Genomic DNA, 3,277 nt, shown 5'->3' with positions numbered 1-3,277 from the left:
GATAAATATAAGGAGAAAACTCCGCCAATTACAGCAAGCGGCACGTTGACCAATATCAGCATAGCTTGACCAACAGAGCCAAAAGCAAAGTAAAGTAACAATGCAATTAGCGCTAAAGATAGAGGTACAACGATAGCTAGTCTGCTTTGAGCACGCTGCTGGCTTTCGAATTGGCCACCTATTGCTACCGAGTAACCTGAAGGTAGGTCAACTTTCTCAGCAATAACTTTTCTGATGTCGGCTACTACACTACCCATATCTCTATTCTGAACGTTTGCTTGAATAACGACACGCCTTTGAACATCATCGCGCCTTACTTGAGGAGGACCTGATTCAAATGAAACAGTTGCAACATCACCTAAGCGTACCCAGGCGCCTGTTGGTGACTGAATTCGAATATCTGAAATAGCTTCCTTATTTTGTCGGTACTCTTCTTCAATACGCACGTAAATATCATAACGTTCATTGCCTTTGATGATTTGTCCAGCTTCAACCCCTCCAATACCATCTCGCACAACTTCCATTATATCAACAACTGAAAGTCCAAAGCGCGATAGCTCTTGCCTATTAGGTTTTACGACAAGTTGCGCTTCACCTGCAATTTGCTCAAGAGCAACATCTCTTGCACCATCAACACTCTTTATAGCCGCTTCGATCTCTTGTCCTTTAGCTGCTAAAACGTCTAACTCAGGGCCAAATAACTTTATCGCCAACTGAGCTTTTACGCCAGATAGTAACTCATCAACACGAGTCGCAATAGGTTGAGAAAAGTTTAGTAGTAAGCCAGGAAACTCCTCTAAAGATCTCTCCATTTTCCCTTGAAGTTCATATCGATTAGATGCACTGGTCCACTCAGAAACAGGCTTCAACCCTATGTAAATTTCTATGTTATTCACAGGCTCTGGATCTCCACCTATTTCGGCTCGACCAATTCGGCTTAATGCATAGGTTACTTCAGGAAAAGCCATTAGTTTTTCTTCTAGAATTGGTGCCACAGTGAGCGCGGTATCTAAACTGGAAGAAGGTGCCAGCGTTGCTCTTAAGTTTATCGTCCCTTCTTCTAACTCAGGTACAAATTCAGTACCAATTAATGGAACTAATGCAAAGGCAGAGAAAACTAATATAAGTGCGGCTGAAATGACTAACTTGGTGCGTTTTAGTGCGAATGTAAGCCCTTTTCTGTAGAGTTTGTCTAATGGCCTAAGAACAAAGCTTTCCCTCTCTTTTACACCTGACTTAAATAAATAAGTTGCCAGTGCAGGTACGATAAACAACGCAACCACAATCGCAGATACAACGGCTAAGATGATGCTTATTGCCATAGGTTGGAATAACTTTGCTTCAACCCCTTCAAAGCTGAACAATGGCGCAAATACGACTAAAATAATCGAGGCAGCAAAAAAGACGGGACGAGCCACTTCTTTACCTGCATTTTGCAGACGTAATTTAATGCCGTGCTCATCGTGTTCTACATCGTGCGGATCTGCGTCAGAAGTTGGAACACGTTCCTTTACCGATTTCGAATGTGTCGCGTCAGGTCTATTTAAATGTTTAAACATATTTTCAACCATAACCACTGAGCCATCTACAAGCATACCAATAGCGACCGCTATGCCACCCAGTGACATAAGGTTTGCAGAAATGCCCCACCAAGCCATGATCATTAACGCGATACCAATTGAAATTGGAATAGATATTAATACCAAGAAGGTTGCACGTAAATTCATTAAAAATAGTGCTAATACAATACAGATGAAAATAAATGCTAGTAATAGTGCATCAACCACTGTATTTACCGCTTTTTCAATCAAATCAGCCTGATCATAAAAAGGCTCAAAGCGAACACCTTTTGGCAATGCTTGATTAATTAATGGAATTCTTGCATTGATACCATCAATGGTGGCTTTAGTATTTGAACCCATGCGTTTTAAGACAATGCCAGAGACAACTTCGCCTAAATTTTCGACTTTACCGCCTTCGGTTTTGCGCGTCATGGTGACAGCACCTTGACGAATTTCACTGCCCATTTCAACTTTAGCAATATCTGAAACCGTAACAACCGTACCATCTACTGTTTTAACGGGAACTTGTTTGATATTACTGATGCCAGCCTCACCACTCTCAAACCAGCCTGTGCCTCTAATCACAAGCTGCTCTTGCCCACGGTTCATGTACCATCCGCCAACATTCGCATTGTTGTTATCTAGGGCACCAACAACGTCTTCTTGCGTTAGTTCATATGCTAAGAGCTTAGATGGATCGACATTGACTTGGTATTGCCTAACATTACCACCAAAAGATAATACATCAGTGACTCCATCGACAGGCATAACGAGTAATTTTACTACCCAATCATTGAGACTCCTGAGTGCCATAGCATCATAACCTGCACCTTTATCTGAAATAAGAAGATACTGAAATACTTGGCCTAGCCCAGAGGTGTTTGGTCCCATTTCGGGTGTCCCAACACCTTCTGGTATCAGTTCTTTTGCGGCTTGAAGACGCTCAAATACGAGTTGTCTTGCAAAGTAAATGTCGGTGCCTTCTTTGAAAACAACCGTAACGCCAGACAAGCCTGTTTTAGAAATTGAGCGCACTTGTTCTACATCAGGTAGGGCATACATTACCGCTTCAATGGGGTACGTAATGAGTTGTTCAACTTCTTCAGCAGCCAGTCCTGGCGCTTCAGTATTTACAGCAACTTGAACATTAGTAACATCAGGAAAGGCATCCAAATTTAATTTTGGGATCACCATAACTGCACCAACCATAGTGGCAAACAGCGCAATCAAAATCAGGAGTCTATTATTAACAGACCAATCTATTATTTTATTAAACATAGTCTTGCTCCCTAGTGGTTGTGCGGATCAAATCCGCCTTTAGCGATTTCAGACGCAACAAAAAATGCGCCTTTAGTTACAATTCGCGTTCCACTATCAAGGCCAATGATTTCTCTAAAACCACCTAAGGCTCGGCCTAGTTCTATTTCTACAGCTTTAAATTCTCCAGGGTGGTCTTCGACAAATACTGTCCAATCACCATCTGCGCTGCGGATCAATGCTTCTTCTGGCACAGCCATCACTTTCTGCTTTGTGGCAAACTGAAAGTAAACTTTTACAAACATACCTGAATGAAGGTTATCATCAGCATTCTGTACCCCCAATCTAATAATTCTTGTACGAGTTACGGGATCAATTGTATGGGCTTCTTGGATAACTTTGGCATTGTAACTCTGGCCTTCTAATTTAAGTACCGCAGGAGAATCAATTGATAAATT

General features: G+C 41.8%; 2 protein-coding genes. Both read right to left on the bottom strand.

Annotation, left to right across the window (positions count from 1 at the left end):
* The coding region (locus MTN96_RS36645; protein WP_248534812.1) for an efflux RND transporter permease subunit at positions 1-2,840 on the bottom strand (2,840 nt) is incomplete at its 3' end.
* Between the two features lie 11 nt (positions 2,841-2,851).
* On the bottom strand, positions 2,852-3,277 hold a 426-nt coding region (locus MTN96_RS36640), incomplete at its 5' end, for an efflux RND transporter periplasmic adaptor subunit (protein ID WP_374276205.1).

The sequence above is a fragment of the Pseudoalteromonas sp. 2CM28B genome, assembly GCF_023161935.1.
This window is presented reverse-complemented; position numbering and strand designations above follow the sequence as displayed.